Annotated in this window: 23 protein-coding genes and 1 other annotated feature; of the genes, 13 read left to right on the top strand and 10 right to left on the bottom strand. The window is 56.1% G+C overall.

The window, feature by feature from the left end:
* Window positions 1–157 precede the first annotated feature (157 nt).
* Both NR195_RS17965 and NR195_RS17960 read right to left on the bottom strand, forming a co-directional pair.
* Window positions 158–3,313, bottom strand: coding sequence for a multidrug efflux RND transporter permease subunit AcrB (locus NR195_RS17965; protein ID WP_010255902.1), 3,156 nt, complete (start codon window positions 3,311–3,313; stop codon window positions 158–160).
* Between the two features lie 16 nt (window positions 3,314–3,329).
* Window positions 3,330–4,523 carry an efflux RND transporter periplasmic adaptor subunit gene (locus NR195_RS17960; RefSeq protein WP_010255904.1) on the bottom strand — a complete coding sequence of 398 codons (1,194 nt, stop codon included), beginning with the start codon at window positions 4,521–4,523 and terminating at the stop codon, window positions 3,330–3,332.
* A 142-nt stretch (window positions 4,524–4,665) separates the two neighbouring features.
* On the opposite strand from NR195_RS17960, the gene acrR reads away from it, so the two are divergent.
* Entirely contained in the window at window positions 4,666–5,304 is a 639-nt protein-coding gene (gene acrR / locus NR195_RS17955; RefSeq protein ID WP_010255906.1) for a multidrug efflux transporter transcriptional repressor AcrR, read from the top strand.
* Here acrR and rsmS read toward each other — a convergent pair.
* Genes rsmS through priC form a run of 3 tightly spaced genes read right to left on the bottom strand, consistent with a single transcriptional unit; the run spans window position 5,301 to window position 6,286 of the window.
* On the bottom strand, window positions 5,301–5,453 hold the full coding sequence (rsmS, locus tag NR195_RS17950; RefSeq protein ID WP_010255907.1) for a pleiotropic regulatory protein RsmS: 153 nt from the start codon (window positions 5,451–5,453) through the stop codon (window positions 5,301–5,303). The two genes, acrR and rsmS, sit on opposite strands and share 4 nt — an antisense overlap.
* 8 nt (window positions 5,454–5,461) lie before the next feature.
* On the bottom strand, window positions 5,462–5,707 hold the full coding sequence (locus NR195_RS17945; protein WP_033766644.1) for a membrane protein: 246 nt from the start codon (window positions 5,705–5,707) through the stop codon (window positions 5,462–5,464).
* Window positions 5,708–5,764: 57 nt separating this feature from the next.
* The gene (gene priC / locus NR195_RS17940) at window positions 5,765–6,286 is read right to left on the bottom strand and encodes a primosomal replication protein PriC (RefSeq protein ID WP_010255912.1); all 522 of its coding nucleotides are present in this window, start codon (window positions 6,284–6,286) and stop codon (window positions 5,765–5,767) included.
* A 57-nt stretch (window positions 6,287–6,343) separates the two neighbouring features.
* Between priC and NR195_RS17935 the strand changes: the two genes are divergently transcribed.
* The 6 genes from NR195_RS17935 to htpG all read left to right on the top strand — a co-directional run bounded on the left by NR195_RS17935 (window position 6,344) and on the right by htpG (window position 12,649).
* Entirely contained in the window at window positions 6,344–6,733 is a 390-nt protein-coding gene (locus tag NR195_RS17935; protein WP_010255914.1) for a DUF454 family protein, read from the top strand.
* Window positions 6,734–6,877: 144 nt separating this feature from the next.
* Window positions 6,878–7,429 (top strand): adenine phosphoribosyltransferase, encoded by a 552-nt coding sequence (apt, locus tag NR195_RS17930; RefSeq protein ID WP_010671221.1) that lies wholly within the window; start codon window positions 6,878–6,880, stop codon window positions 7,427–7,429.
* Between the two features lie 158 nt (window positions 7,430–7,587).
* Window positions 7,588–9,684 (top strand): DNA polymerase III subunit gamma/tau, encoded by a 2,097-nt coding sequence (dnaX, locus tag NR195_RS17925; protein ID WP_033779645.1) that lies wholly within the window; start codon window positions 7,588–7,590, stop codon window positions 9,682–9,684.
* Window positions 9,026–9,087 (top strand) — a sequence feature (DnaX frameshifting element). It overlaps the preceding gene by 62 nt.
* Before the next feature lie 55 nt (window positions 9,685–9,739).
* Window positions 9,740–10,072, top strand: coding sequence for a YbaB/EbfC family nucleoid-associated protein (locus NR195_RS17920; RefSeq protein ID WP_003850423.1), 333 nt, complete (start codon window positions 9,740–9,742; stop codon window positions 10,070–10,072).
* Entirely contained in the window at window positions 10,072–10,677 is a 606-nt protein-coding gene (recR, locus tag NR195_RS17915) for a recombination mediator RecR (RefSeq protein ID WP_003850420.1), read from the top strand. The genes NR195_RS17920 and recR overlap by 1 nt, the downstream gene beginning before the upstream one ends.
* Window positions 10,678–10,774: 97 nt before the next feature.
* The gene (gene htpG / locus NR195_RS17910) at window positions 10,775–12,649 is read left to right on the top strand and encodes a molecular chaperone HtpG (protein WP_029519428.1); all 1,875 of its coding nucleotides are present in this window, start codon (window positions 10,775–10,777) and stop codon (window positions 12,647–12,649) included.
* Between the two features lie 82 nt (window positions 12,650–12,731).
* Here the strand turns inward: htpG and NR195_RS17905 are convergent, their stop codons facing one another.
* Complete coding sequence (locus tag NR195_RS17905; protein ID WP_033785429.1) at window positions 12,732–13,601, bottom strand: LysR substrate-binding domain-containing protein; 870 nt, start codon at window positions 13,599–13,601, stop codon at window positions 12,732–12,734.
* A 186-nt stretch (window positions 13,602–13,787) separates the two neighbouring features.
* On the opposite strand from NR195_RS17905, the gene NR195_RS17900 reads away from it, so the two are divergent.
* The 4 genes from NR195_RS17900 to NR195_RS17885 all read left to right on the top strand — a co-directional run bounded on the left by NR195_RS17900 (window position 13,788) and on the right by NR195_RS17885 (window position 17,855).
* Window positions 13,788–14,648: a DUF6024 family protein gene (locus NR195_RS17900; protein ID WP_010255933.1), complete on the top strand. Its 861-nt coding sequence runs from the start codon at window positions 13,788–13,790 to the stop codon at window positions 14,646–14,648.
* Between the two features lie 129 nt (window positions 14,649–14,777).
* A complete protein-coding gene (adk, locus tag NR195_RS17895) occupies window positions 14,778–15,422 on the top strand; it encodes an adenylate kinase (RefSeq protein ID WP_010671225.1) in 645 nt (214 codons plus the stop codon).
* A gap of 113 nt (window positions 15,423–15,535) precedes the next feature.
* On the top strand, window positions 15,536–16,495 hold the full coding sequence (hemH, locus tag NR195_RS17890) for a ferrochelatase (RefSeq protein WP_256844786.1): 960 nt from the start codon (window positions 15,536–15,538) through the stop codon (window positions 16,493–16,495).
* Between the two features lie 58 nt (window positions 16,496–16,553).
* Window positions 16,554–17,855: an inosine/guanosine kinase gene (locus NR195_RS17885; RefSeq protein WP_010255936.1), complete on the top strand. Its 1,302-nt coding sequence runs from the start codon at window positions 16,554–16,556 to the stop codon at window positions 17,853–17,855.
* Window positions 17,856–18,242: 387 nt separating this feature from the next.
* Here NR195_RS17885 and ybaL read toward each other — a convergent pair whose 3' ends face one another.
* Window positions 18,243–19,937: a YbaL family putative K(+) efflux transporter gene (gene ybaL / locus NR195_RS17880; RefSeq protein WP_010671227.1), complete on the bottom strand. Its 1,695-nt coding sequence runs from the start codon at window positions 19,935–19,937 to the stop codon at window positions 18,243–18,245.
* Window positions 19,938–20,518: 581 nt separating this feature from the next.
* Between ybaL and ushA the strand changes: the two genes are divergently transcribed.
* Complete coding sequence (gene ushA, locus NR195_RS17875; RefSeq protein ID WP_256844801.1) at window positions 20,519–22,234, top strand: bifunctional UDP-sugar hydrolase/5'-nucleotidase UshA; 1,716 nt, start codon at window positions 20,519–20,521, stop codon at window positions 22,232–22,234.
* Between the two features lie 34 nt (window positions 22,235–22,268).
* On the opposite strand, the gene NR195_RS17870 is transcribed toward ushA, so the two are convergent.
* The gene (locus tag NR195_RS17870) at window positions 22,269–22,700 is read right to left on the bottom strand and encodes a multidrug/biocide efflux PACE transporter (RefSeq protein ID WP_010671229.1); all 432 of its coding nucleotides are present in this window, start codon (window positions 22,698–22,700) and stop codon (window positions 22,269–22,271) included.
* Between the two features lie 89 nt (window positions 22,701–22,789).
* Between NR195_RS17870 and NR195_RS17865 the strand changes: the two genes are divergently transcribed.
* Window positions 22,790–23,659, top strand: coding sequence for a LysR family transcriptional regulator (locus NR195_RS17865; RefSeq protein WP_010671230.1), 870 nt, complete (start codon window positions 22,790–22,792; stop codon window positions 23,657–23,659).
* On the opposite strand, the gene ybaK is transcribed toward NR195_RS17865, so the two are convergent.
* Window positions 23,656–24,135 (bottom strand): Cys-tRNA(Pro)/Cys-tRNA(Cys) deacylase YbaK, encoded by a 480-nt coding sequence (gene ybaK, locus NR195_RS17860; RefSeq protein ID WP_010259070.1) that lies wholly within the window; start codon window positions 24,133–24,135, stop codon window positions 23,656–23,658. The two genes, NR195_RS17865 and ybaK, sit on opposite strands and share 4 nt — an antisense overlap.
* 174 nt (window positions 24,136–24,309) lie before the next feature.
* Window positions 24,310–25,113, bottom strand: a complete 804-nt coding sequence (locus NR195_RS17855; protein WP_010671231.1) for a TraB/GumN family protein — start codon at window positions 25,111–25,113, stop codon at window positions 24,310–24,312.
* Between the last annotated feature and the right edge of the window lie 57 nt (window positions 25,114–25,170).

Raw genomic sequence — 25,170 nt, 5'->3', positions numbered from 1 at the left:
ACACCTATGTAATGTTATACTATAACAATATTATGCGATGCACAGGCCAGGATTGCAACTGTCCGTGAGACAGGAAAAGCAAGGGGACAGGAAAGGAGAAGGGCAGAATCGCAGGCATAAAAAAAGGCCGCTTGCGCGGCCTCAGATGATTTACAGCTTAGTGAGTCTGGTTATGCTCAACCGGATGACTGTTCGCTGATTCTTCTTTTTTCTTGCCAAAGCGGCGGCGTACCACCACAAAGAACACAGGAACGAAGAAGATCGCCAGTATGGTCGCGGTGACCATACCACCGATAACACCGGTACCTACGGCGTTTTGCGAACCGGAACCGGCCCCGGTACTGATCGCCAGCGGCAGTACCCCGAGAATAAACGCCAGTGACGTCATCAGGATAGGACGCAGACGCATACGGCACGCTTCCAGCGCAGCTTCAATCAGCCCTTTACCCTCTTTATCCATCAAATCTTTAGCAAATTCGACGATAAGGATGGCGTTCTTGGTGGAGAGGCCGATGGTTGTCAGTAACCCCACTACGAAGTAGACGTCATTACTCAGGCCACGCAGGGTGGTAAAGATCAGTGCACCAATGACCCCGAGCGGGACAACCAGCATAACCGAGAATGGAATCGACCAGCTCTCGTACAGTGCGGCGAGACACAGGAAGACCACAATCAGCGAGATGGCATAGAGCGCAGGGGCCTGGTTACCTGACAAGCGTTCCTGATAGGACATGCCGGTCCAGTCATAGCCGATACCGGCAGGCAGTTTCGCGGCCAGCTCTTCCATCAGGTCCATTGCCGCACCCGAGCTTTTGCCTGGCGCAGCCTGTCCCAGGATTTCCATCGCAGGCAGACCGTTGTAACGCTCAAGACGCGGTGAACCATATTGCCATTTCGCTGACGAGAAGGCAGAAAAGGGCACCATGGTTCCGCTGCTGTTGCGCACGTACCATTTACCAATGTCGTCCGGCAGCATGCGGGCGTCCGCTTTACCCATGACGTAAACTTTCTTCACGCGACCGCGGTCAATGAAGTCATTGACGTAGGAACCGCCCCAGGAAGCCGCCAGCGTGGTGTTGATATCACTCAGTGATACGCCCAGCGCCTGTGCTTTCTCCTGATCGATCGTCAGCTTGTACTGCGGGGTATCTTCCATCCCGTTAGGACGGACGCCAACCAGCGTATCAGGATGCTGCGCAATCATGCCGAACAGCTGATTACGCGCTTCCGTCAGCTTATCGTGGCCAAGGTTATTCTGGTCGATCAGCTCAAAGTCGAAGCCGGTCGCGTTACCCAGTTCAATAATGGCTGGCAGGTTGAAAGGAATGACCATTGCATCTTTGATCGCGCCCAGCGCCTGCATGGCACGGCCAGCAATCGCCGGTACTTTCATGTCGCTGCCGGTACGCTCATCCCACGGCTTGAGACTGACGAAGGCGATACCGGTGTTCTGTCCACGACCGGCAAAGCCGAAGCCGTTAACGGTAAACACCGATTTAACCGTGTCTTTCTCCTGGGTCAGGAAGTAATCCGTCACCTGGTCCAGCACTTTCTGCGTACGCTCCTGGGTTGCACCAGCAGGCAGCTGCGCCTGAGCCAGCAGCAGACCCTGATCCTCTTCCGGTAAGAATGAAGAGGGCAGTCGCACAAACAGAAACGCCATACCGACCACGATCACCAGATAGATCACCATATAGCGACCCGTACTGCGAACCATGTGACCCACACCATCCACATAGTGGTTGGTGCTTTTGTCGAACATGCGGTTGAACCAGCCGAAGAAACCGGTGGTTTTACCGTGCTCGCCTTTTTTAATCGGTTTCAGCATGGTGGCACAGAGTGCCGGAGTCAGAATAAAGGCGACCAGCACCGACAGCGCCATTGCCGAAACGATAGTGATGGAGAACTGACGGTAGATAACACCGGTCGAACCACCAAAGAACGCCATCGGAATAAATACGGCAGCCAGCACCAGCGCGATACCGACCAGTGCGCCCTGGATCTGCTCCATAGAACGCTTAGTCGCTTCTTTTGGCGGTAATCCCTCTTCCGCCATTACGCGCTCAACGTTCTCGACCACCACGATGGCGTCATCCACCAGCAAGCCGATGGCCAGCACCATCCCGAACATCGTCAGGGTGTTTATCGAATAGCCAAAAGCGCTGATAACGGCAAACGTACCCAGCAATACCACAGGGACCGCGATGGTAGGAATGAGCGTGGCGCGGAAGTTCTGCAGAAACAGATACATGACCAGGAACACCAGCACGATCGCTTCGATCAGCGTTTTCACCACTTCGAAAATCGAGATTTTAACGAAAGGCGTGGTGTCATACGGATAGACCACTTTCAAACCGGCCGGGAACGTCGGCTGCAATTTGGCCAGTTCTTCTTTCACCGCATTGGCGGTATCCAGCGCATTCGCACCGGTGGCCAGCTTGATACCGATACCGGACGCAGGCTTGCCGTTATAACGGGCAACGATTTCGTAGTTTTCCGCGCCAAGTTCAATCCTTGCCACATCACGCAGACGAACCTGAGAACCATCTTCATTCACTTTCAGCAGGATTTTGCCGAATTCATCGGTAGAGGTGAGACGGGTTTGCGCAATGATCGAGGCGTTAAGCTGCTGTCCCGGAACCGGAGGCGTACCGCCCAACTGACCGGCAGCAACCTGGGTGTTCTGCGTATTCAGGGCGCTGATAACATCAACCGGCGTCAGGTTGTAGTTGTTCAGCTTGTGCGGATCCATCCAGATACGCATCGCGTACTGCGCACCAAATACCTGGGTATCACCCACGCCTTTGGTACGGCTGATCGGGTCTTTGATGGACGATGAAATAAAGTCAGAAATATCATTCTGCGTCATATTGTCATCGTCGCTGATGAAGCCCGCTACCATCAGGAAGCTACTGGAAGATTTCTTAACCTGAATCCCCTGTTGCTGTACTTCCTGCGGTAACAGCGGCGTCGCCAGCTGCAGTTTGTTCTGCACCTGAACCTGCGCGATATCGGCATCTGTTCCTGACTCAAAGGAGATCGTCAGGGTCAGCGTACCGGATGAGTCGCTGCTTGAGGACATATACATCAGTCCATCAATGCCGTTCATATTTTGTTCGATGACCTGGGTCACCGAGTCCTGCAGCGTTTTAGCATCTGCACCAGGGTAGGTGGCCTGAATCTCAATCGCCGGCGGTGCAACATTGGGATATTGCTCAATCGGAAGTTTGAGAATCGATAGCGCACCGACCAGCATAATGATGATGGCGAGCACCCACGCAAAGATGGGCCGATCGATAAAGAACTTAGCCATGAATCAACGGCTCCTGTTATGACGATGACTTGTCAGACTGCGGCTTTGAATCGGGTGCCGCTTTCGCATCGTCTGAGACTTCTTGTGGGGTAACCTGTGCGCCCGGCTTGGCTCGCTGCAGACCCGTGCTGATCACACGTTCACCCGCTTTAACACCGTCGGTGACTAACCACTTGTCGCCAATCGCCTGAGAGGTGGTGACCTGACGAGCTTCCACTTTGTTATCTGCACCCACCACCATGACCGTTGCCTGACCCGTTGGGGTGCGGGCTACCGCCTGTTGCGGAACCAGCAACGCATTAGGATTGGTACCTTCATCCAGACGAGCGCGAACAAACATGCCCGGTAACAGCGCATGGTTCGGGTTCGGGACAATGGCGCGCAGGGTGATAGAACCCGTGGTTTCATCAACGGTAACGTCAGAGAACTCCAGCGTACCTGTCTGTGGATAGCTGTTGCCGTTCTGCATCAGCAGGGTCACGTTGGCTTTGCCATCGTTCTGCTTCAGCTGACCCGACTCCAGTTCTGAACGTAAGCGCATGAAATCTTCGCTCGACTGGGTGACGTCGACATACATCGGGTCAAGTTGCTGCACAGTGGCCAGAGCGGTGGTTTGTGCGTTTTGTACCAGCGCACCTTCCGTTACTGACGATTTGCCGATGCGGCCACTGATAGGCGAGGTGACTTTGGTATAAGCCAGGTTAATGCGGGCCGTTTCTACATTGGCTTTTGCTACCTGAACCGCAGCATCGTTTTGCGCGGCCGTGGCAACGGCGGTGTCGTAATCCTGCTGACTGATATATTTGGTGCCGAGTAAAGGCTTATAACGTTTGACTGTCAGCTGAGCGATGCGTGCATTGGCCTGCGCCTGAGTTAAATCACCTTTGGCGCTGTCATAGGCAGCCTGATAGGTAGCTGGATCGATCTGATAAAGAGACTGACCCGCTTTGACATCGCTGCCTTCAACAAAGTTACGCTTCAGAATGATACCGGAAACCTGCGGACGGACTTCGGCGACACGATATGCCGAGGTGCGGCCAGGTAATTCAGTCGAGATTTTCAGGGGTTCAGTTTTCAGTGTTACAACCCCCACTGCTGGCGGTTGCTGGGCGGCTTGTTCGGATTTATTGTTGTCACATCCTGTTAACAAAAAGCTGCCTGATAGCATCAGGACGGCCGCCAGAGGCGATAATCCTCTGATTTTATTCATAAATAAACCTCTAGTGTCCGATATCAATTGGTCAATGGATCACAAACTGAAAAACCCATTGCTGTGTCAAGTCGCAGGTCATGCTATGGTACATACATTCGCAAATGTATGTAAACTTACCTGTTTGTAAAAAAAGCCCCTTATGGCACGAAAAACCAAAGCGCAAGCACTTGAAACGCGACATCAAATTCTTGATGCCGCCATTGTTCTGTTTTCGCAGCAGGGCGTTTCAGCCACTTCTCTGGCGGATATTGCAACCGCTGCCAGCGTCACGCGAGGGGCCATCTACTGGCACTTCAAAAATAAAGCCGATGTATTACATGAAATATGGCTTCGTTGTGATGCTGGTCTGGACGATGTGGAACTTGAGTATCAGACAAAATACCCTGGCGATCCACTCTCTGTGTTGCGAGCGATGCTGGTCTATATCTTTGACGCGACAGCAAAGGATCCGCAGCGCCGCGCCTTGATGGAGATCATTTTCCACAAATGTGAATTTGTGGGCGAAATGTCGGCGCTGAAGAATATGCAGCAGAGCTTACTGCTGGAGTGCTACGACAAAATTGAAGATGTGCTGCGCCAGTGTATCGAAGCCGGACAACTTCCGGGCAGTCTCAGCACGCGTCAGGCCGCTCTTATCCTGCGCGGTTACGTCAACGGTATGATGGAAAGCTGGCTGTTTGCGCCGGACAGTTTTGATTTAGCCGGAGACGCGCCGACGCTGGTCAATGCCTTTATCGATATGCTGCGCCTCAGTCCGACGCTGACTGCCCACCACTAAGCCGATGGGCGATCACGCTTGTTTTCGAAATCGCGCTGCACCATGGCCAGCGCTGAGAGCACGGTTTCTACCGGCAGTTGATGCTCTTCCAGTAGTTGAATCAGATCAACTGCCAGTTTGACGTCGTCAGGGGCATTTTCCAGTGACATCTCTTCTCCTAAATACGTAGTCGGGCCGCGACCAGCAGCATCACTAATGCACCGAGAATCGCCACGCCCAGTGCGCCAATATGCAGCGTTGCCAGGGTGCCCAGGTCAAAATAGGTGGCGATATAGCCGCCAATCAGTGCCCCGATCATCGACAGCGTCAGGGTAGCAACCAGGCCGCCCGGTGGTCCCGGCATCAGCAGGCGCTTCAGCAACCCCAGCAGTAAACCGCTTAACAGCCACACAAGTAAAGCCATGGTTCTTCTCCGCGCCGAATCACACCCAGTATAGGAGCGCTTTTGTCACGCTGCGCTTTATTCGCTGCCGCGCAACGAAGAGGCCCATTCGACAGAGCGAATCGCCTGCCGACAGCGTGCCAGTCGCTGCTCTAACGTTTCCAGATCCTGTTTCAGCTGATGCTGTACCGCCAGCGTTTCGGCCAGCGCCAGCCGCTGCTCACGCTGATCGATCATTGCCAGCAAACGCCGTTCAAATTCACGGTACTCCTGATATTTTGCGGCGCGTGGGTTCCTGACGGGCTGTTCGCGTCGGGTACGCAGCTGTTGCGTACTCGCCTCACGTTGCAGGGCGGCAATCTGATCGACCAGGCGTTCAGCCAGCCAGGCACTGCGGGCCAGATCGTGGCTGCTGTCGCACAGCCGGGCAAAATTCTGTTCCACTTCCAGCAGGTAATCAGCCAGCCGCGTGCCTTTGGTGCGAAACAGCTGAGTATCAAAACGTGGCAGACGGCAAACCCCATCTGAATGGCAGGCGAGTTCCTGCCGCAGGGCGATAAGGAGCTGTTGCAGGCGCTGTTGTATGGCGATCGCACTCATCGCGTGACGCTCAATTGTGCTAACGTACGCTGATGAGGAAAGAGTTGGGCGGCATTCATGCAACGCATTCTGTTATTAACCCTCGGCTGGCTGGCGATTGTGCTGGGGACGCTGGGCATTGTATTACCTTTATTACCTACCACGCCATTCATGCTGCTGGCGGCCTGGTGTTTTGCCCGTTCATCGCCGCGTTTTCATCACTGGCTGCTGTGGAAATCGCCATTTGGCCGCTATCTGCGTCACTGGCAGCAGCATCGCGCGATGCCGCCAGGGGCTAAAGTACGCGCTATCTGCCTGATAGTCGCCACCTTTAGTCTCTCACTTTTCCTGGTGCATCAGCTCTGGGTACGCATCATGCTGCTGATCATGCTGGCGGCGCTGCTGCTGTTTATGTGGCGTATTCCGGTGGTGGCAGAAGCAGCGGACGCACCGCCGCCGCCGCGATAAAGTTGCATTTAGCCGGTCATTTGCTTAGATTTGGGCGTCTTCGTGCGTGGCTTCCCTTTGTGAATTGACTTCCGCTGAGCCTGTTATCAGGTATTAGCGCTTTTGAAGCTGCGCGAAACAGAATTTTTTACCAGGCGTATCATTATGACCGACACTGCGCAGCAGCTTGAATTCATTAAAAACAGCATTAAAAGCATTCCCGATTATCCTAAGCCAGGCATCCTGTTCCGCGATGTCACCAGCCTGCTGGAAGATCCCAAAGCCTATGCCGCGTCGATTGCGCTGCTGGTTGAGCGTTACCGTAATAAAGGCATCACTAAGGTGGTGGGGACGGAAGCGCGCGGTTTCCTGTTTGGTGCACCGGTGGCGTTAGGCCTCGGCGTCGGTTTTGTTCCGGTGCGTAAGCCCGGCAAACTGCCCCGTGAAGTCTACAGCGAATCCTATGAGCTGGAGTACGGCACCGATAAGCTGGAATTGCACAAAGATGCCATCCAGCCAGGCGATCTGGTGCTGGTGGTTGACGACCTGCTGGCGACCGGCGGGACGATTGAAGCGACCGTTAAACTGATTCGTCGTGCAGGCGGTGAAGTTAAAGACGCGGCTTTCATTATTAATCTGTTCGATCTGACCGGAGAAACGCGTCTTAATGCCATGGGCGTTGAGAGCTACAGCCTGGTTAAATTCCCCGGCCACTAAGCCACTCTTTCGGCCTTGCCATCCGGCGAGGCCGTCACGCCTTCGGCGTCAAGATAACGAGTGCCAGCCAAAAGCGTAGCTGATAGACTACTGCAATCTTATACAGGGGTTGCAGAGCGTCTGCGCTCATCTTTCCATCCAACTTCGTCGAACTCCACATGAGCTATCAGGTACTTGCGCGAAAATGGCGTCCCCAGGCTTTTGCTGATGTTGTCGGTCAGGAACATGTTCTGACGGCGCTGGCGAATGGATTGTCTCTGGGACGCATCCATCATGCTTATCTCTTCTCCGGCACCCGCGGAGTAGGGAAAACCACTATTGCGCGTCTGCTGGCCAAAGGCCTTAACTGCGAAACCGGTATCACTGCCACCCCCTGTGGTCAGTGTGATAACTGCCGTGAAATTGAGCAGGGCCGCTTTGTCGATCTGATTGAGATCGACGCCGCATCGCGTACCAAAGTTGAAGATACCCGCGATCTGCTCGACAACGTGCAGTACGCCCCGGCGCGTGGCCGCTTCAAAGTCTATCTGATCGATGAAGTGCATATGCTGTCGCGTCACAGCTTCAATGCGCTGTTAAAGACGCTGGAAGAGCCCCCTTCACACGTTAAATTCCTGCTGGCGACCACCGATCCGCAGAAACTGCCGGTGACCATTCTCTCGCGCTGCCTGCAGTTCCACCTCAAAGCGCTGGATGTGGATCAAATCCGTCAGCAGCTTGAGCATGTTCTGAAGCAGGAACAGATTGAGAGTGAAACCCGGGCGCTGCAGCTGCTGGCGCGGGCTGCCGATGGCAGTATGCGCGATGCGCTGAGCCTTACCGACCAGGCCATTGCCATGGGGCAGGGCGCGGTGACCAGCAGTACGGTCAGCGTCATGCTCGGCACGCTGGACGATGAACAGCCGCTGGGGCTGCTGGAAGCGCTGGTCGACGGTGACGGTCAGCAGGTGATGAGCCTGTTGAGCCAGGCCGCGTCACGGGGTGTGGAATGGGAAGCGCTGCTGGTAGAAATGCTGCGCCTGCTGCACCAGATTGCGATGGTGCAATTGCTGCCGACCTCGCTTAATGACGATGATGAGAGTAACGCCCTTCGCTTGCGTGAACTGGCGCGGGTGGTGCCGCCCGCCGATCTGCAACTCTATTATCAGACCCTGTTGATGGGCCGCAAGGATCTGCCTATTGCGCCCGATCGTCGCATGGGTGTGGAGATGACGCTGCTGCGTGCACTGGCGTTTCATCCTAAAGCTGCCGTGGCTGAACCCATTGCGCGTCCCGCATTAACTCAGCAGACGGCGCCTGTCGCCCCTGCGCAGACGTCACCGGCAGCATCCGGCCCATCGTCGTTAGCACGGCAACCGGCAGCACAGCCAGCCTCACCGTCACCTGCCGCTACGCCGCCGTCGCACACCGCGTCGCCCGTCGCGCAGCAGACTCAACAGCAGATGCCGGAGCAGACGCAGCAGCAGGTTGCCGCTCAGCCGCAGATGGCCGCGCCCGATGCTGCACCGCAGCATTCGCCGTCGCCAGATGCCACACCTGATACCGCACTTTCCAGTTCCACCAGTCAGCTCCTGCAGGCGCGCACTCAGTTGTTGCGTCAGGGAGCGAACAAGCCAAAAAAGCGTGAGCCGGCAGCGCCAGGTGCGCGGCCGGCCAACTCCGCGCTGGAGCGGCTGGCCTCGGTCACCGAGCGCAGTCAGCAGCGTATCCGCGATCGCGAGCCTGCCGCCCCGGTAAAAGAGGAAGCGTACCGCTGGAAAGCGGTTAATCAGCCGGTGGAAGTGGCGGAGCCGGTGGCGACGCCAAAGGCCTTGCGTTCTGCGCTGGAGCATGAGAAAACCCCTGAGCTGGCGGCGCGTCTGGCCGAAGAAGCGCAGCAGCGCGATCCCTGGGCCGCAGAGATTGCGATCCTGCCGCTGCCGAAACTGGTGCAGCAGCTGGCGTTAAATGCCTGGAAAGAGACCACCGAAACTGGGGTCTGCCTGCATTTGCGTAGCAGCCAGCGTCACCTTAATTCACCGTCGGCGCAGCAGGTATTAAGCGATGCGCTGAGTCAGCATGCCGGTCAGAGAGTTGAACTCTCGGTAGTTGAAGACGATAATTCATCGGTGTTGACGCCACTTGAATGGCGTCAGGCCATTTACGAAGAGAAACTGGCGCAGGCGCGTCAGTCGATCACCTGTGATACCCACATTCAGACGCTGCAGCGCTTTTTTGATGCCGATCTGGATGAGGAGAGTATCCGACCTGTTTGAACACGCTGCTGCTATCTTAACGATAGCGTTGTAGCCTCAGCTGAGAGAGAAAACTATGTTTGGTGGTAAAGGCGGATTGGGCAACCTGATGAAACAGGCCCAGCAGATGCAGGACAAAATGGCCAAGGTTCAGGAAGAGATTGCCGCGATTGAAGTGACCGGTGAGTCTGGTGCTGGCCTGGTAAAAGTCACCATTAACGGCGCGCACAACTGCCGTCGCGTGGAAGTCGATCCCAGCCTGCTGGAAGATGACAAAGATATGCTGGAAGATCTGATTGCAGCCGCGTTCAACGATGCGGCACGTCGCATTGATGAAACCCAGAAAGAGAAGATGGCTTCTGTCTCTTCAGGCATGCAGCTGCCACCAGGCTTTAAGATGCCGTTCTGATGCAAACCAGTCCACTGCTTGAATCTTTGATGGAGTCGCTGCGCTGTCTGCCCGGCGTTGGGCCGAAGTCGGCGCAGCGCATGGCGTTTCAGCTGCTGCAGCGCGATCGCAGCGGTGGCATGCGGCTGGCGCAGGCGCTGACCCGGGCGATGTCGGAGATCGGACACTGCGCCGATTGCCGGACATTCACCGAGCAGGAAATTTGCACCATCTGCGCCAATCCACGGCGTCAGCAGAATGGTCAAATCTGCGTGGTGGAAAGCCCGGCGGATATTCACGCCATTGAGCAAACCGGCCAGTTTGGCGGTCGCTACTTTGTGCTGATGGGACATCTCTCGCCGCTCGACGGCATCGGTCCGGCTGATATTGGCCTGGATCGTCTGGAGCAGCGACTGGAGAGTGAAACCCTGCAGGAAGTGATCCTCGCCACCAACCCGACGGTTGAAGGCGAGGCGACCGCGAACTACATCGCGGAACTCTGTGGTCAGTATGGCGTCGACGCCAGCCGTATCGCGCACGGCGTACCGGTGGGCGGTGAGCTGGAGATGGTTGATGGCACCACGCTGTCCCATTCACTGGCGGGCCGCCAGAAGTTTAAATTTTAATCACTTGCCGGTGTTGTGACAGACACCGGCTTGAAAATCTCCCTGTCACCCCCACATCAACCTCAACGTTTGTTCAACCTGTTTTGTTGAGGTAGCAATGACCATGAAAGGACAAGAGACCCGTGGCTTTCAGTCGGAAGTAAAACAACTTCTGCACCTGATGATCCATTCTCTCTATTCAAACAAAGAAATTTTCCTGCGTGAGCTGATCTCCAACGCCTCGGATGCGGCAGACAAACTGCGCTTCCGTGCCCTGTCAGATTCCAGCCTGTATGAAGGTGATGGCGAGCTGCACGTTCGTCTCTCTGTTGATAAGGACAACCGTACCATTACGCTCAGCGACAACGGTATCGGTATGCGTCGCGATGAGGTCATTGAGAACCTCGGGACTATCGCCAAGTCAGGCACCAAATCCTTCCTTGAATCGCTGGGCTCCGATCAGGCGAAAGATAGCCAGCTGATTGGTCAGTTCGGTGTCGGTTTCTATTCTGCATTCATCGTGGCGGATAAAGTCACTGTGCGTACCCGTGCCGCGGGCGCGTCAGCCGAAGAAGGCGTGTTCTGGGAATCCGCAGGCGAGGGCGAATATACCCTGGCTGAGATTGAGAAAGCCGATCGCGGTACCGAGATCACCCTGCATCTGCGCGAAGGCGAGGATGAGTTCCTGGATGCATGGCGCGTGCGCAACATCATCAGCAAATATTCCGATCACATCGCGCTGCCGGTTGAGATCGAAAGCAAAGATGAAGAAGGCGAAGGGACACACTGGGAGAAGATTAACAAAGCCCAGGCGCTGTGGACCCGCAACAAATCTGAGATCAGCGACGAAGAGTACAACGAGTTCTACAAGCATATCGCCCACGATTACAGCGATCCGGTCGCCTGGAGCCACAATCGGGTGGAAGGTAAGCAGGAATATACCAGCCTGCTCTACATTCCGGCGCGTGCGCCATTTGATATGTGGAACCGCGATCAGAAACATGGCCTGAAACTCTACGTACAGCGCGTCTTTATCATGGATGACGCTGAGCAGTTTATGCCGAACTATCTGCGCTTTGTGCGTGGCCTGATTGACTCCAACGATCTGCCGCTGAACGTCTCCCGTGAGATCCTGCAGGATAGCCGCGTGACCCAGAGTCTGCGCGCCGCGCTGACGAAGCGTACCCTGCAGATGCTGGAAAAACTGGCGAAAGATGACAACGAGAAATACCAGACCTTCTGGAATGAGTTTGGTCTGGTGCTGAAAGAGGGCCCGGCGGAAGATCACGCTAACCAGGAGACGATCGCTAAGCTGCTGCGTTTCGCCACTACCCAGAGCGAAGGTTCAGCACAGACCATTTCGCTGGAAGATTACGTCAGCCGCATGGTGGAAGGTCAGGAGAAGATTTACTACATCACCGCTGACAGCTATGCCGCCGCGAAGAGCAGCCCGCATCTGGAACTGTTCCGCAAAAAAGGCATTGAGGTGCTGCTGCTCTCCGATCGCATCGACGAATGGATGATGAGCTACCTCACTGAGTTCGATGGTAAAACCTTCCAGTCAGTCAGCAAAGCGGATGAATCGCTGAGCAAGCTGGCGGATGAAGAGACCGAAGAGCAGAAAGAGGCGGAAAAAGCGCTGGAGCCTTTTGTTGAGCGGGTGAAAACTCTGCTGGGCGAACGCGTGAAAGAGGTGCGTCTGACGCATCGCCTGACCGATACTCCGGCGATTGTCACCACCGACGCCAACGAGATGACCACGCAGATGGCGAAGCTGTTTGCCGCGGCCGGACAGGAAGTGCCGGAAGTGAAGTACCTGTTCGAAATCAACCCGGATCATCCGCTGGTGAAACGTGTTGCGGATACGCAGGATGAAGCACGCTTCGGTGAGTGGATTGAGCTGCTGCTGGATCAGGCCTTGCTGGCCGAGCGCGGCACGCTGGACGATCCTAACCAGTTTATCCGCCGCATGAACCAGTTGCTGACCGCATAATGGTAACAGGCCGGTGGTTTTCACCGGCCTCAGACGGCTGATAAAGCCACAGCATCAAGCCGGTGACCCTCACCGGCTTTTTTTATGGTTTTGCGGCATCCTGCAGCCAGTCGCGAAACAGGCTGATCTCCGTATCGTGCCGACGGCTCTGCTTTGTCATCATCCATGTGGCCCGCTCGACGCGTACAAAGCCAAGCGGCGCAAGCAGCGTGCCATCCTCCAGCTCTTTGCGTACCAGCAAACGCGGTGCCATCAGGACGCCAAGACCACTTCGTGCGGCCTGAATCCCCAGTGTCAGACTCTCAAAATGCTTACCGCCGTTAAAACGGCCGCTGACCCCAGCTTTGTCCGCCCACTCTGACCAGGCGTGCAGCCGGGTATCCGCATGCAGCAGGGGCATCGCGGCCAGATCCTCGCCGCCCCGCAGCTGCGAGGCAAAGTGAGGTGCGCAGAGCGGTCCAATCTCATCCTCGCTGACCAGCGTGGCGTCTATGTCAGATTCAGGTGGCTCGCCGTGACTGAGGATCAGCACATCCACATGTTCGCTGCGCAGTTGCGAGATCTGCGTCAGCGGCTGGAAGTGAACTTCAATCTCCGGATAGCGTTGATAAAAGCTGGCGATACGGGGGATCAGCCATTGCGACAAAAAGCTGGGGGCGCAGGAGACCCGAATCTGCTGAAGCAGCCCGGTACGAATGCTTTCGCAGCTGCTGCGCAACTCACTGAACGCCTGCTGACAGCTCAGCAGCAGACGTTCACCGTGTGAGGTCAGTTTCACGCGGCCATGGCTGCGGACAAAAAGTGGTTTGCCCATCCAGCTCTCCAGCTGGCGAATCTGATGGCTGATGGCGCTGTGCGTAACATGCAGATGTTCAGCCGCCACGCTAAAACTGCTGTGTAAGGCTGCCTGGTGAAAATAGTGCAGCGCTCTCAGTGGCGGCAGTCCGTTCATCCTCTTCCCCTGTGCAAAAATCTAACAGGGATTGTCAATTTATATCATTTTAAAGTCCAGCCGCATTGCCCTACTCTGTAGGGCAAATTCTGGCGGGTTGACTCAGCCTTATATCTGTGATTTTTCAGGGTATTCCGCCTCGCTTAACCTGCGTTCACGCCGCACACTCCCCGAAGCGAGACAACCATGGCACACCGCTCTTTATCCTCTGAAACCTCAGCAGAGGCGCGCCATCGGTTACGCCTGGCGCTCTCACGTTTTTACCGGCTGGAGCAGTTCGATCTCTTCTTCGCGCCCTCGCTGCATGTGGCGCAGGTCCTTCTTTCTCAGCTCTTTCTGCGGCAGGAGCAGGCGCGCAATCAGCACCGTTACGCCTCGCACTTTCCGGTAACCGAACTCAACATCCTGCCAGCAGTTCCGCTGATCGCAGGCAGCATCATGCTGGTACCACATGTCGAATTGCCCAATGGCCGCGTGCGTCCGCTGCGGGATTGCCAGAACCAGGGTGTGACGGAGGCGAGCGAGAGTTTTGCCAGCGTGCTGCATCAGAAACTGATCGACGAAGCCCATCTGTTTGTCACCCGACTGGATCGCCACGCTGAGATCTGCAGCGATCTGGTGCTGGTGGCGTTGCGGACCCATGACTTCAGTACGCTGGTGCGCAGCGAACTGCGGCTTTTCGAACAGGGGCTGACCCTGACCGCCACGCATGAGGCACTGCGCCGCTTCGACGATCCGCACTGGCGGCCTTACAATGCCGCCACCGTCGATGCGCTCTCCCTGTCAGACCCGCTGCCGCTGAACTCCTGCCATCAGCCCGGTTTGCCGTTTGCCAGCTTTAATGTCCCGGCCTCCGTGATCACATCGCTGTCAGATGCGGAAGATGTGGTGAAATGGCCGCAGCAGGCGCGGCTGCTGCTGAATGCTAACGTGCGCGGCAGCGGCAAAAAAAGCGTGAATATGACCCATCATCTGAGCCGACGACTGCAATTCCTGCTCGGCTCAGGCGGTAAATCTGAAAAAGCGTCCGGCAGGCCAGGCGGGTAGGGGGCAGGGCCAAAAAGCAGCTCAGGTCGCCCTGCGCGATCCGCGCCCTTCCTTGTGATGAGCGGGTCATAATGGTATGTTCTTTCGCTTCTAAGATAGATCAATGCGATTCGCAAGGGGATTTACGCAATGCGTATTATTCTGCTCGGAGCTCCGGGCGCAGGTAAGGGGACTCAGGCCCAATTCATCATGGAGAAGTATGGCATTCCGCAAATCTCCACCGGCGACATGTTGCGTGCAGCAGTAAAAGCAGGCAGCGAGCTGGGCAACCAGGCGAAAGCCATTATGGATGCTGGCAAACTGGTGACCGATGAGCTGGTGATTGCGCTGGTCAAAGAGCGTATCACCCAGGAAGACTGCAAAAACGGTTTCCTGCTGGACGGTTTCCCGCGCACTATTCCTCAGGCAGATGCAATGAAAGAGGCCGGGATCACCGTTGATCACGTGCTGGAGTTCGCCGTACCGGATGAACTGATCGTTGAGCGTATCGTGGGCCGTCGCGTTCACACGCCATCAGGCCGCGTTTATCACGTCACTTTTAATCCACCGAAAGTGGAAGGCAAAGATGATGTGACCGGCGAAGAGCTGACCATGCGTAAAGACGATCAGGAAGAGACCGTGCGTAAACGCCTGGTGGAATATCATCAGATGACCGCGCCGCTGATTGCTTACTACAGCAAAGAAGCGGAAGCGGGCAACACTGCCTATCATAAAATCGACGGCACCCGTAAGGTGACCGAAGTCAGTGCCGAGCTGGCTAAGATCCTGGGCTAAGTTCACAGGGGCCGGTATTACTGGCCCCTTTTGCAGTAATCGCTTTTACCTCCCACTAATTCCGCTACAATTTTCCCGTTTTCACGCATCCCCGTTGTTATCAAGGAACTCAAATGAGGCAAGATAAGGCCGGCGTGTTATTGGTTAATTTAGGTACGCCAGACGCGCCCACCACACCTGCAGTTAAACGCTATCTGAAACAGTTTTTAAGCGATCCGCGCGTGGTCGATGCGCCGCGCTGGCTCTGGTGGCCGGTTCTCAATGCCGCTATTCTGCCGTTTCGCTCGCCGCGCGTCTCTAAGCTCTACTCATCGGTCTGGATGGAAGGCGGTTCACCGCTGCTGGTTTACAGCATGCGTCAGCGCGATGCGCTGGCGGCACGGGTCGATATGCCCGTCGAGGTGGGCATGAGCTACGGTAATCCCAGCCTGAAAAGCGCGGTTGATAAGCTAATGGCGCAGGGCGTGACCCGCCTGATTGTGCTGCCGCTCTATCCGCAATTCTCCTGCTCCACCGTGGCGGCAGTGTGGGATGGCCTGACCGCGGTATTCAAAGATTACCGCTCGCTGCCTGATGTGCAGTTTATCCGCGACTACGCCGAACATCCGGCCTATATCGCCGCGCTGAAAGCGACGGTGGAGCGATCCTTTGAGCGGCACGGTCAGCCCGATCTGCTGGTGTTATCCTTCCACGGCATTCCGCAACGTTTTGCTAACGAAGGCGATGACTACCCGCAGCGCTGTGCGGATACCACGGCGGCCCTGGTCAAAGCGCTGGGCCTGCGTGACGATCAGTATATGATGACCTTCCAGTCGCGTTTTGGTCGTGAGCCGTGGCTGATGCCCTACACCGATAAAACCATGGAAAGCCTGCCCGCTAAAGGGATCAAACATGTTCAGGTGATGAGCCCGGGCTTCTCGTCAGACTGCCTGGAGACGCTGGAAGAGATCAGTGGTGAAAACTGCGAAATCTTCATGCATGCCGGGGGTGAGAAGTTTGAGTATATCCCTGCGCTGAACGCCGATGAGGCGCATATCGACATGATGGTGCAACTGGTCGACGCACGCCGTTAAAGCGCAGGCGGAGAGTGTGATATCATTCTCCGCCTGTTTTTCCAGACGGCACCTCCCGATGAAATTTCCCGGCAAACGCAAATCCAAACACTACTTTCCTGTCAGCGCACGCGATCCCCTGTTACAGCCCGCCCAACACGATGTTGATGCAGGCAGCTGGGTGGTGGGTATCGACCAGACGCTGGTGGATATCGAAGCCAAAGTCGATGACGCTTTTCTCGCACGTTATGGCCTGAGTGCCGGGCACTCGCTGGTTATCGATAATGCCGTCGCGGAAGCGTTGTACAACGAGTTGATGCAGGAAGCGCTGATCACCCATCAGTTTGCTGGTGGCACCATCGGTAACACGCTGCATAATTTCTCGGTGCTGGCCGATGACCGCTCCGTGCTGCTGGGCGTCATGTGCAATAACATCCAGATTGGCGGCTACGCCTATCGCTATCTCTGTAACACCTCAAGCCGGGTCGATCTTAACTATCTGCAGGGCGTGGATGGCGCCATTGGACGCTGCTTTACGCTGATTGGCGAACATGGCGAGCGAACCTTTGCTATCAGCCCCGGCCAGATGAACCAGCTGCATCCGGATAACGTACCGGAAGAGGTGATCGCCGGAGCCTCTGCGCTGGTACTGACCTCCTATCTGGTGCGCTGTGCCGAAGGTGAACCGATGCCACAGGCAACGTTACGGGCGATTGAGTATGCCAAACGCCACAACGTGCCGGTGGTGCTGACGCTGGGCACCAAACATGTGATTGGCGACAATCCTCAGTTCTGGCGCGATTTCCTGCGCGAGCATGTCAGCATCGTGGCGATGAATGAAGAGGAAGCGCTGGCGCTGACCGGCGAAAGCGATCCGCTGCTCGCCGCCAATATGGCGCTGGACTGGGTCGATCTGGTGCTGTGTACTGCTGGCCCGATTGGGCTCTATATGGCGGGTTACACCGAAGAAGAGTTCAAACGCAAAACCAACCATCCGCTGCTGCCTGGCGCGATTGCTGAATTCAACCAGTATGAGTTCAGCCGGGTGATGCGCCAGCAGGATTGCCAGCAGCCGCTGCGCATTTTCTCGCACATCGCGCCTTATATGGGCGGACCGGAAAAGATCATGAACACCAACGGCGCCGGAGATGGTGCGCTGGCGGCGTTACTGCATGACATCACCGCCAACAACTATCACAGCCTGAATGTGCCAAACTCCAGCAAACATGCGCGTCCTTACCTGACCTACTCATCGCTGGCGCAGGTATGTAAATATGCCAACCGCGTCAGCTACCAGGTGCTGAATCAGCATTCGCCGCGTCTGACCCGCGGTCTGCCGGAGCGGGAAGACAGTCTGGAAGAGTCTTACTGGGATAGGTAAAGCTGGCAGCTGCCGCGCATAAAAAAGCCCTTCTGAAGAGAAGGGCCTTAGAAGACTGGCAACGTCTGGCTCGGTTAGCGATGAGATCGAGCCTGTTAAGGGAACACGGTCAGATCGGAAAATTGCTAAGCCATCCGTAGCCGGGCGAATTCTTCGCGTTGTTCAAAAACGCTCCCGGCGTTTTTAGTACGCACCTCATCCCTGAGGTGCGCCCGTAGCCGGGCCAACGCTTCGCGTTGTTCAAAAACGCTCCCGGCGTTTTTGTCCCGGTCGACGGGACGCTTTGCTCTTCTGTCCGTGTTCCCTGCGTGTTGAGTTTATTCGTTGCGGTAAAATTTACTCTGGTTTTGATATATCAGAAGCCTGCCAGGCTTTGCTTAACACGAATCAGCGCACGACATCGCAGGGCTGTAAATCTTCGCCCTGGGTCATCTCATCCTGCAGGATTTGCAGCATACTGCTGGCAATCTCACGTTCACCCATCACCACACGGGTGGCACCCCGTTCCATGATGTACTCGACTTCATCGTCATAGTGGGCGCGGGCGATAATCTCGATATTCTGATGTTTTTCACGCGCGGCGGTGACTACTTCACCCGCTTCATAGCCATTCGGAATAGTCAGTAACAACCAGCGGGCGCAGTCGAGTCGGGCCAGTTCCATCGTGTCAGCGCGGGCAGCATTACCCAGCACCGCCTTGATGCCGCGCTCGCGCAGCGCTTCGACACGAGCGCGGGAGTTTTCAACCACCACCAGCGGAACATTGGCTTCAAGCAGCTTCTGACCAATCAGACTGCCCACCCGGCCGTAACCCACAATCACCGCGTGATTGCAGAAATCCACCGGGATCTGCTTCTCTTCTTCAATCGCCTCTTCCAGCGTCTGCTCTTCCATCGTCTCCGTTTTCGCCAGGAAACGCTCCAGCAGGGTAAACAGGATCGGATTAAGCATAATCGACAGGATGGCGGCGGCCAGCACCAGGTTGCGGCCCTCGTCAGTCAGCAGGCCCAGCGAGATACCCAGACCGGCCAGAATAAAGGCGAATTCACCAATCTGCGCCAGACTAACCGAAATGGTCAACGCTGTACGACGTGAATGGCCGAGCAGCGATACCAGCAGCCAGGCGGCGACCGATTTACCCACCACAATAATCACCAGCGCGCCCAGCACTGCCAGCGGCTGCGTCACCAGAATCGACGGGTCAAACAGCATGCCGACCGAGACAAAGAACAGCACGGCAAAGGCATCACGCAGCGGCAGCGTATCGCGCGCGGCGCGGTGGCTCAGTTCCGACTCGTTCAGCACCATACCGGCAAAGAAAGCGCCCAGCGCAAACGAAACATCAAAGAATTCAACAGCACCAAAGGCGATGCCCAGCGCCAGCGCTAATACCGCCAGAGTAAACAGCTCACGCGAGCCGGTGGCGGCGCTGCGGGCGAGGATCCAGGGGACGGCACGCCGTCCCACCACCATCATCAGCACCATAAAGGCGGCGACTTTGCCGATGGTCCACAGCAGGTCCCAGGCCAGCAGTCCGGCACTGGCGTTGCCCTGTTCCATCATGCCGGCAATCGCAGGCAGCAGCACCAGTGTCAGCACCATCACCAGATCTTCAACAATCAGCCAGCCAATCGCAATCTGCCCGCGCTGGCTATCGATCAGTTGCCGCTCTTCAAGCGCGCGCAGTAACACCACGGTACTGGCGGTAGAAAGGCAGAGACCAAACACCAGGCCGGTCATCCACGACCATCCCATTGTCCACGATAAGCCCATTCCCAGTAACGTCGCGACCGCGATCTGTGCGATGGCACCGGGAATGGCTATCGACTTTACCGACATGAGATCTTTCATTGAGAAGTGCAGGCCGACACCAAACATCAGCAGAATCACGCCGAGTTCTGCCAGTTCAGGAGCCAGATTGGTATCGGCAACAAAGCCGGGGGTAAAAGGGCCAGCCAGCACGCCTGCCATCAGGTAGCCAACCAGGGGCGAAATACGCAGGCGGTTCGCCAGCATCCCAAGGAGAAATGCCAGAACCAGTGCTCCGACAATGGTAGTGATCAACGGTGTGGTGTGATGCATGCCTGTCTCCTTGTATACAAATGTATCCGCTTGTAACAAATGAGTTTAAAACAAAATCTATTCTTTCGCTGAGCAATTTGCGGGAATACCCTAAAAAAGCAGGAAAAAAAGTCAAATGCACAATCGAAAGGGTGTTTTTGTTCATTATCCATAATATTGGCTGATTTGACGGTTTAAAGCGGTCCGGGTAAATAAAAATTAGCATCCTTAAATGCCGTGGGTATGACACAAATAAGGGTTAAATGCGCGCACAGACAGGGTAAAGCCCGTCAGCGGCACTTTTGCAGGGGTAAACAACTGGTTAACATCAGGCCTGGCTACCCGTTCTGGCTTATCCGGAACAAACCAGTCTGACGCTGGCGCGGCCTTGCGGCTATTGTCATGCTCAGCAAAAGCGGTCCGGAGATAAAAAGAGCGGCATACAGAGACAGGCGAATGTGCGTTGGCCTTGAGTTCGCCGGGGGAATGTGCGACACAGTGGGGCAAACCGGCAGAAAATCGGGCCAGACGGCAAATTAAGGAGAATCACAGTGTTGTTATCTAAATGGACAGGGGCGGGCGTGGCACTACTGGTGGCCCTGATGCCGCTGTTTTCACAGGCCGCCCAGGCCGATCGCACCTATCGTTTCAGCCTGCTGCACACCAACGATGAGCATGGTCATTTCTGGTTTACTGAGCAGGGTGAATATGGTCTGGCGGCGCAGAAAACCTTAATGGATACGATGCGCTACGATGTGCAGTCCAGAGGCGGCGGCGCATTGATTCTCTCTGCCGGTGATGTGAACACGGGCGTGCCGGAGTCCGATGAGCTGGATGCTGAACCCGATTTTCGCGCGATGAACCTGATTGGCTATGATGCCATGGCGCTGGGCAACCATGAGTTCGACAAGCCCATCGCGGTCCTGCGAAAGCAGGAGAAGTGGGCGCGATTCCCGCTGCTCGCCGCCAACGTTTATCAGAAAAGTACCGGTCAGCGCCTGTTTAAGCCCTGGGCGGTATTCAATCGTCTCGGGCTGAAAATTGCGGTGGTCGGGCTGATCACCCCGGATACGGCGAAACTGGCCAATCCGGCGGGCCTGACGGATACCGAGTTCCGCGATCCGATTGCGGAGGCGGAGAAGGCGGTGGCCGAACTGCGCGCCACAGAGAAGCCGGACGTGATTGTCGCGCTGACCCACCTTGGTCACTATGACGACGGTAAGCATGGCAGCAATGGCATTGATGACGTCACCCTGGCGCGCAGCCTGCCTGCCGGCACCATCGATCTGATTGTTGGTGGTCATTCGCATGATGCGGTCTGCATGGAAAAAGAGAACGTCAGCGTTAAAAATTATCAGCCGGGCCAGCCCTGCAAACCCGATCAGCAGAACGGGATCTGGATTATGCAGGCGGATAAATGGGGCAAATATGTCGGACGTGGTGACTTCACCTTCCGTAATGGGCAGGTGACGCTGGAGGCTTATCAGCTGGTGCCGGTCAACCTTAAACATCAGATAAAGAACGCGGATGGCAGCGAAACCTGGCTCACCTGGCAGGAAGAGATCCCGAAAAACACCGCCATGATGAAACTGCTGATGCCATTCCAGAAACGGGCTGAGGCGAAGTTAACCGTGAATGTCGGTAGCGCCGACGGCAGCTTCAGCGGTGAAAAAGAGCAGGTTCGCTTTGAGCAGACGAATCTCGGCCAGCTGATTCTGCGCGCTCAGATGGCGCACACCAAAGCCGATTTTGCGGTGATGAGCGGTGGCGGTATTCGCACCTCGCTGAAATCGGGCAAGCTGAGCTGGCGTGACCTGCTGCAGGTCCAGCCGTTTGGCAATCAGGTGGTCTCGGTCAGCCTGACCGGGGCGGAGATCAAAAAATATCTGGATGTGGTCGCTAATATTCAGCCTGACTCAGGCGGCTACGCCCAGTTTGCCGGCATCAGCCTGACCGCAGACGGTAAACATGTCAGCGACGTCAGCATTAACGGTAAACCGCTGCAGGATGCGCAGCATTATCGCATGGCAACCAACAGCTTCAATGCGGCTGGCGGCGACGGTTATCCGCGTCTGGATAATCATGCGGGTTATCTCAACAGCGGGGTAGTCGATGCGCAGGTGTTGCGTGACTGGATCAAGACGCACTCGCCGGTCAAAGCCAGCGACTATCAGCCGAAAGGGCAGATTGTGCATCTGACCGATGAGCAGATCCGGGCGCGGGATGAAGCTGCGGAAAAAGCGCGGAAGCGTAACTATCCAAAAATGATCCTGGCGTGGATCTGGCCGTGGGGGAACGAAACAGCCGCCACGCATTGAACTGACCGGGAGGCGCTTGCGCCTCCCGTTTTTCTTACGCCCGGCAGGCGTGACGTCTGATCCAGCGCTCGCGCAGTTTGTCCCACACCCAGTTGTAGGCCATGGTGTAGGGCAGGAAGAAGAGGAAAAAGGCCACTTCGACCAGGAAAGCCTGACCCAGAGAGATATCCAGCATCCAGGCGGCAATGGGCAGACCAATCAGGATAAATCCACCTTCAAACCCCAGCGCATGTAATACACGCACGCCCGGGCCACGTTTCTGGCCTGGCGCATAGAGGCGATCAAATCCGCTGTTGTAAATCATGTTCCATAGCATCGCGACCGTAGAGAGCATAATCGCCAGCGATCCCATCTGAAACAGCGGTTTATTCATTGCCCATGCCGCCAGCGGCGAAACGGTCAGAATCGCCAGCGTTTCAAAGCAGACAGCATGAAGAATACGTTCTTTAAGTGAGCGGGTACGCATTGTGAGTTCTCCTTCAATAATGCGGCGCATTTTCACACGTCGGAATGCTAAGATAAAATGAACACCTATCGGAAAAAGCGATGGTTCAGATGCGTTACTCCCCGGAATCCCTTGAGGCTTTTATGCAGACTGTGGCGAGCGGTTCTTTCTCTGCCGCTGCGCGCGCGCTAGGTAAAAGTCAGTCCACCATCAGCGCGGCAGTAGCCAGTCTTGAAGACGATCTCGGCTTTGCGCTGTTTGAACGGGCAGGTCGGCAGCCGGTCCTCACCGAGCAGGGACGCCGCGTTATTCCTCAGGTTCAGCAGATCCTGGCAGCCAGCGAGCGGCTGGATGCGCTGGCGATACGGCTGTCGCAGGGCGTTGAACCCCGGCTCAGTTTTGCCATGTCAGACTTCTGGCAAACCGATCATCACGAGCATCTGCTCAGGCAATTTGATGCCCGTTATCCGGAGATTGAACTGGAGGTCATGATTGCCGAGGATGGTGATGTGCTGGATCTGCTGCAGGCCGGGCGGGTACATCTGGGCGTGGTGCGGGCACAGCCCAATCTGCCGGTGGATATCGCGGTGGCGCGACTGCAGGTTGAAGCACAGATGGCGGTCTTTTTACATCGCGATCATCCGCTGGCTCAGCTTAAGACCCTGAGCGAAAGCGAGCTGGAAGGGGTTCGTCACCTGCGATTAAATACCTGGGTTGAGGCATCTGAACCCGCGCCAATGGGGCGCATCTGGTCGGCACCGACCTATCTGTTACTGCTGGAGATGGCGGAGCAGGGATTTGGCTGGACGATTCTGCCGCGCTGGCTGGTGAAACAGTTTGGTCATGGCGTTCTGAAAGAGTTGTCGATGCCGGGCTGGCCGCAGCATATCGCCATTGAGGTGGTCTGGTCACGCCGTACGCCACCCGGTCCGGCGGGTCGCTGGATGATCGATCAGCTCTGCGCACAGCCACGGGTTTAGTCGTGGCGGGCGATATCCGCAAACGGAGCGTCCAGCAGTCGTGAAAGATCCCGGGGAGCCAGTTCGATATCCAGCCCACGCTTGCCGCCTGAGATAAACATGGCGTCAAACGCGCTGGCTGAGTGGTCGATCACCGTAGGCAGCCGTTTTTTCTGGCCCAGCGGACTGATGCCGCCCACCAGATAGCCAGTGACCCGCTGGGCCAGCTGTGGGTCGGCCATATCCGCTTTCTTCGCGCCCAGCGCTTTTGCCACCTTCTTGAGATCCAGTTGCGTCGATACCGGCGTAATCGCCACTGCCAGCTGTTTCGCCTCGCCATTCAGCGCCACCAGCAGCGTCTTATAGACCTGGCGCGCATCCAGATTGAGTTTACGTACCGCTTCGTCGCCAAAATGGGTTTCGCTGCTGTCATGCTCATAGGGATGCAGGGTGAAGCTGACTTTTTGTTTTTCCAGCAATTTTACGGCGGGCGTCATACAGGTTCCTTACTAAGAATAATCTTATTACGCAGAATCGTGGAAAAAGGTGGCGAAACTTTGTTCTTTGAGTGAAAATTAGCCGCGCGCCAGCAATCTGATTGCTGAGCGATAACCAAAATCATAAACAAATTCCTCTTTGACGGGCCGATAATATTATCGGCTCTCTTTTTTTCAGGGCTTCTTCAGCATCTCAGGCAGGTTATCTTCGCCGTAGAGATGCAGAGCACCGACCGCTACCACATAGTTTCCTGCTGATAATCCCTGAAGCCGGTCACACCACTGCGCATTTCGCTGACCGATCAACGTATCATTCAGCGCCTGGCTGAAGGTGGCGGGCAGGGCGATTTCCGGCTGGCGTGGCGGCGTATCGAGCCACCAGCTCACCATCATCTGCAGCAGGCGCGCATTGGTGTGCCAGTGCAGCAGCGTATCCTGTAACAGCGCCATGCCATCATCCGGCAGCGCAGTCAGCAGGGCGATCTGCGCCTCTGCGCCTTCCAGTTCAATCACCGGTTTGTTCAGACCTTTCGCGGCCTGCAACAGCTGATAATCGATGCCGTAGTCAGGTCGTAATCCCAGCCTTTGTGCCTGCTGCGCCTGTAACATCAGCGCCACCTGCCAGGCGGGCAGATTATCAAACAGGCTCAGATTGAGGCTCATCTCCTGACAGAGTGCGGTGAGCGTTTGCATCGCGTGACTATCCAGCCGGGTGGAGAGCGCAGGACGATCGCCGTGGTGATCAAAGGGTGAACCACCCTGCGTAATATCCGCTTCCACAATCAGTGCATCCGCCTGCTGCAACTGACGCAGCAGACGGGCGGGCAACGGCTGCATGTCGCGCGTCCCCATGTGGATGCTGCCGACCAGATGCAGCTGACGATCGCCAAGCCGGACATCCATCGCAGGCCAGCGGTAACTGGCGGGAAAAAGTTGGCTGATAAAGCCGCGCAGTGAGCGCCAGATGTTGCCTGTCATTCCCGGTCCTTTGCGATTCAAAACCCCATGCTAGCGACTTCAGCGCGTGAAAAACAG

Source organism: Pantoea sp. Ft-CA_14, from assembly GCF_024520875.1.
Classification (GTDB): Bacteria; Pseudomonadota; Gammaproteobacteria; order Enterobacterales; family Enterobacteriaceae; genus Pantoea; species Pantoea agglomerans.
The sequence above is the reverse complement of the archived record's forward strand: the minus strand, read 5'-3'. Positions and strand labels throughout refer to the sequence as shown.